Annotated in this window: 7 protein-coding genes; all 7 read right to left on the bottom strand. The window is 69.1% G+C overall.

Annotation, left to right across the window (positions count from 1 at the left end):
• On the bottom strand, positions 1-468 hold a 468-nt coding region (gene secG, locus DB30_RS40145; protein WP_052559347.1), incomplete at its 3' end, for a preprotein translocase subunit SecG.
• The gene (tpiA, locus tag DB30_RS40140) at positions 465-1,265 is read right to left on the bottom strand and encodes a triose-phosphate isomerase (protein ID WP_146662852.1); all 801 of its coding nucleotides are present in this window, start codon (positions 1,263-1,265) and stop codon (positions 465-467) included. The genes tpiA and secG, both read right to left, overlap by 4 nt.
• A gap of 26 nt (positions 1,266-1,291) precedes the next feature.
• Positions 1,292-2,494, bottom strand: coding sequence for a phosphoglycerate kinase (locus DB30_RS40135; protein WP_052559349.1), 1,203 nt, complete (start codon positions 2,492-2,494; stop codon positions 1,292-1,294).
• A 104-nt stretch (positions 2,495-2,598) separates the two neighbouring features.
• Entirely contained in the window at positions 2,599-2,781 is a 183-nt protein-coding gene (locus DB30_RS40130; RefSeq protein WP_052559346.1) for a hypothetical protein, read from the bottom strand.
• A gap of 256 nt (positions 2,782-3,037) precedes the next feature.
• Positions 3,038-3,397 carry a PilZ domain-containing protein gene (locus DB30_RS40125; RefSeq protein ID WP_052559345.1) on the bottom strand — a complete coding sequence of 120 codons (360 nt, stop codon included), beginning with the start codon at positions 3,395-3,397 and terminating at the stop codon, positions 3,038-3,040.
• A gap of 12 nt (positions 3,398-3,409) precedes the next feature.
• Positions 3,410-4,081, bottom strand: coding sequence for a hypothetical protein (locus DB30_RS40120; protein WP_052559344.1), 672 nt, complete (start codon positions 4,079-4,081; stop codon positions 3,410-3,412).
• On the bottom strand, positions 4,078-4,325 hold a 248-nt coding region (locus DB30_RS40115), incomplete at its 5' end, for a hypothetical protein (RefSeq protein WP_205633192.1). The genes DB30_RS40120 and DB30_RS40115, both read right to left, overlap by 4 nt.

Here is a 4,325-nt window from a genome sequence, read left to right as displayed (position 1 = left end):
GGGCGCCGGGGCGACGGCGTCTGCCGCGGCGCCGTCTGCCGCGGCGCCGTCGATCATCTCGGATGGCGCCTCGGTCTGGGCGGGGACCAGCGCGGCTGCCTTGGCCTGCATCGCCTTGCCCTCTTCGGGAGTGGGCAGCGGTTGCGCGCGCGGGCCAAGCCGCTCGTAGTCGATCTCTTCGTCGGCCTCGAGCAGATCCGCGCTGCCGTCGTCTTGCTCCGAGAGGAACTCCGAGCCCGCGTGGGCGCTGGCGTAGGCCAGGTACATCGCGCAGATCATGAACGTGGCCGCGAACCCCTGGGTCAACTTCGACATGAAGTCGGCCCCGCCGCCGCCACCGAACACGCCTTGGCTCGCGCCGCCGCCAAGCGCCGAGCCGAGCCCGCCGCCCTTGCCGGCCTGCAGCAAGATCGACAAGATCATGATCAGAGCGACGATGATGTAGATGATTGTGATGAAGGTAGTCATCGTGCTTGGCTCGAGCGCGCGTGGTTCGAGGCGCTGGTGACGATATCGAGGAACGAGCGCGCGTCAAGCGAGGCGCCCCCGATCAGGAAACCGTCGATCTCGCCCGCGGCGAGCAACTCGGTGGCGTTGTCGGGTTTGACGCTACCACCGTAGAGCAGCGATCTGTCAGCACCTTGCAGCCCTGCCTTGTCGAGCCAGGCGCGGATCGAGGCGTGCATCTCGCTGGCCTGGGCTGGCGTCGCGGTGCGACCGGTGCCGATCGCCCACACCGGCTCGTAGGCGATGGTGACGCGGGCGGGATCCAGATCGGGGGCCAAGCCCGACAGCGCCGCCGTGAGCTGTGAGATCACGACCTGCTCGTGGTCGCCGGCGTCGCGCTGCTCGAGCCGCTCGCCCACGCACAAGACCACGTCGAGCCCGCCCGCGAGCGCGGCCCCGAGCTTGGCCGCCACCAGCTCGTCGTGATCACCAAACTGGGCGCGGCGCTCCGAGTGGCCGATGATCGCGGCCTGAACCCGCGCCTCACGCAACATCGCCGGTCCGACCTCACCGGTGAACGCGCCGCTCTCTTGGGCGCCGACGTCCTGGGCGAGCAGGCGAGGGGCGCCGCGGCCATCACCCGTGTGCGGCGCGACGCTGTCGAGCGCGAGGTAGGTCGGCGCGATCCCAACGGCCACACCCGAGGCCCCCGCGAGGGCAGCCTCGAGCCCGTCGGCCACGGCCTTCGCCAAGCTCGCCGACGGCTCGCGCAGCAAGTTCTGCTTCCAATTTCCCAGCACCCAGATCGTTCGTGACATGTCGCTTCGTAGCCCTTGCGGTTGGTTTAGTGGGCAGCGGCCAGCGCGGTGACGCCGGGCAGCTCGCGGCCCTCGATGAACTCGAGCGAGGCGCCGCCGCCGGTCGAGACGTGATCGATGTCGCCGGCGCGCCCAGACGCGTTGAGCGCAGCGACCGAGTCGCCGCCGCCGACCAGCGTGTAGCCCGGACACTCGGCCACGGCGTTGGCCATGGCCAGCGTCCCCTGGGCGAACGCGGGGTTCTCGAACACGCCCATCGGGCCGTTCCAGAACACGGTCTTGGCTGTGGCGATCACCCCAGCGAACGATGCCTCGCTGCGCGGTCCGATGTCGAGGGCCAAGCTGTCGCCCGCGACCCCGTCGCCGACCGCGACGATCGTCGCCTCACGCGCGTCGAGGCCCGAACCGCAGCGCAGATCCACAGGCAAGATCACCCGCACATCGCGGGCGCTGGCCTTGTCGAACACGCGCTTGCACGCACCGAGCAGGTCGCGCTCGACCAGCGAGCCGCCAAGCTCGCGCCCGCGCGCGAGCAAGAAGGTGTTGGCCATCGCCCCGCCAATCACGATCGCGTCGCCAGCCGAGAGCCGCTCGGTCAGCGCGACCAACACCCCGAGCTTGTCCGAGACCTTGGCCCCGCCGACGACCGCCACGAAGGGGTGCTCGATCCCCTCAACCAAGCGCCCGAGCGCTTGCAGCTCGGCGCTCATCAACAAGCCCGGCGCGTGATCGCGGACCAGCTGCGGGACCCCAACGACCGAAGCGTGGGCCCGATGCGAGGCCCCGAACGCGTCGTTGACGTAGGCGTCGCACAGCTTGGCGAGAGCCCGCGCGAAGTCGAGATCGTTGGCCTCTTCGCCCGGCTCGAAGCGCAGGTTCTCGAGCAGCACGACCTCGCCAGCGCGCGTGTCGTTGACGAGCTTGGTGACGCCGTCACCCACAACTTCGTCCGGCAGGCGAACGGGTCGCTCGAGCAGCTCGGCGAGGCGGCCCGCGACCGGCCCCATCGAGAGGTCTTCGGCGTAACGACCCTTGGGCCGTCCGAGGTGCGAGCACACGATCAGCCGCGCGTCTCGATCGAGCAGCGCCCGCAAGGTGGGCAGCGCCGCGCGGATCCGAGTGTCGTCGGCCACCTCGCGGGCGTCGCCGTGGCCACGCAGCGGCACGTTGAAGTCGACACGCACGAGCACGCGACGGTTGTCGACGTCGAGCTGATCAAACGCAGGCATCGGTGGCATCGGACAGGCCATAACGCATTTCGCCCGTCTTGGTCACCCCAGGCGAGCAGGGCGACGAAGACGGGCGAGGAGGGGGAAGAGGGGAGAATTCTGCTCTACTCGGCGGGGAGCAGCTCTTCTTTGGCTTTGAGATCCGTGGACAGAAGCCCGAGCAGCTCGGCGGAGACGCCGATGATCTGCTCGCGGGTGTACCCCTGGTCTTGCAGATGCCGGAACAAAGTGCGGGTGAACACGGGCACGCGGCGGGCATCTTGGGACGAGTTTGTGCGGTCGAGCATGGTGTTTCGCCTTCCTGGTGCCGCAAGGCTGCAACTTGGAGACCCGAATCGGCACGATTGAGCGATTTTTCCAGAAGTTAGTGAAATCGAGGGCTTAGCGAATGGCCCTTCAGCTTCGGCCGGCGTCGAATACGCGAAACCGTCGCGAGGGTGAACAGGCATGCACGGTTTTGGCGATCCTCATGTGTAGCGCAGTGCGCGTACGCCCGACGCCCACACATCTCCAGAACTGCCCTCTAACAGCGTTATTTGACAACTACAGCCGCTGCGAATCGGCGAGCGTGCCCGCTAGAAACTGCAGGAGGACGTCGAGGCGGGCCCATGAACGGTTGTCCATGTCCCGATCGAAGGCGGCGCCAAGCTGCACGTGTCCCTCGACCGGCGTCGACCAGACGATGCGACCGGGCATCACGATCTCGGCGGTCTCGCGGTCGGCGAGGACGGCCCACACGCGAAACTCGACGAGGGTGCGGGGCTCGACGGCCTCGTGGGTGTCGACGCAGATGCCCGAGATCGACAGGTCGATCGCTTGGCCGTCGATCTCTCGCCCGTCCGGCAGCAGCAAGCGCGCCCGCAGGTCACACACGAATCGCTGGTGAGCGCGACGCTCGTCCATCCACGCACGCTATCACTGGGTGGGCGTGGGCCCAAAATCTAGCCCGGTCAGACCCGCGAGCAGGCCCTCGACCTCGCGCAGGCGCACGCTCGCGGCGATCGCTGCCTGGAGGTCGGAAGGCGGAGCGATCTCGCGCTCGACGAGCAGTCGCTGACGCTCGTAGTACAGCTGCGTGACCTGCACGAGCACCCGCTCCCGAAAGTCCGCGAGGTCCAGCGCGGCCCGGGCCGCCCGGAGCTCGTCGGGCGAGAAGATCAGGCGGTCGAGCTCCCAGGTCGCCTTGGCCCGGATCACCGATTGATTGCCAGCGTCGTTGCGCAGGGCGTCGGCCTCACCGACCTCCCTGTCGAGCGCCCAGCCTTGGTCGAGGCGATGGTCGTACTGCACCGAGATCGTGGGCAAGGCGGCCGCGACCCTGGCCTGGCGCAGCCACCGAGCACCCGCGTGAGGACCAACGCCCGCGCGCTGCAACGCCGCGTCTTGGACGGCCCGCAAGCTGGGTTGTGGCGGCAGTCGGGCGAACGCAGCGTCGATTTGGGCCATGTCGAGCTGCGGCGCAGGTGGTTCGATCTGGGGCTCGGGCGGGGGCTCGAGCTGGGGGTCGGGCTCGAGGATCGAAGCTGCCGGCGGCGGGGCGAGGACGCCCAGCATCAACCCGAACGCGAGGCTGCCCAGCGTCGTCATTGCCCAGCCCCCCCACACACCACGACTCGAAGCGCGCGCGCCTCTGCCTGGGCGATCGGAGCGAGCGCGGCCGCGAGGCGTGGATCTGAAGCCGCGCCTGGCGTGGGCAGCCAGCGCATCCGGTCGCGTCGCCGGATCAGCGCCAGGGCCCGCTGCGACCCCCGAGCGCGACCAAGATCAAACCCCAGCTCGACGACCAGCGCGGCCTCCAGGTTGGCGCGCGAGCGCACCCCCGCGACCAACA

The sequence above is a fragment of the Enhygromyxa salina genome (assembly GCF_000737335.2).
Lineage (GTDB): Bacteria > Myxococcota_A > Polyangia > Nannocystales > Nannocystaceae > Plesiocystis > Plesiocystis salina_C.
This window is presented reverse-complemented; position numbering and strand designations above follow the sequence as displayed.

Bases quoted from the DNA above. Each gene is read 5' to 3' on its own strand.
- tpiA (WP_146662852.1), bottom strand. From the start codon at position 1,265: ATGTCACGAACGATCTGGGTGCTGGGAAATTGGAAGCAGAACTTGCTG.
- DB30_RS40135 (WP_052559349.1), bottom strand. From the start codon at position 2,494: ATGCCTGCGTTTGATCAGCTCGACGTCGACAACCGTCGCGTGCTCGTG.
- DB30_RS40130 (WP_052559346.1), bottom strand. From the start codon at position 2,781: ATGCTCGACCGCACAAACTCGTCCCAAGATGCCCGCCGCGTGCCCGTG.
- DB30_RS40125 (WP_052559345.1), bottom strand. From the start codon at position 3,397: ATGGACGAGCGTCGCGCTCACCAGCGATTCGTGTGTGACCTGCGGGCG.
- DB30_RS40120 (WP_052559344.1), bottom strand. From the start codon at position 4,081: ATGACGACGCTGGGCAGCCTCGCGTTCGGGTTGATGCTGGGCGTCCTC.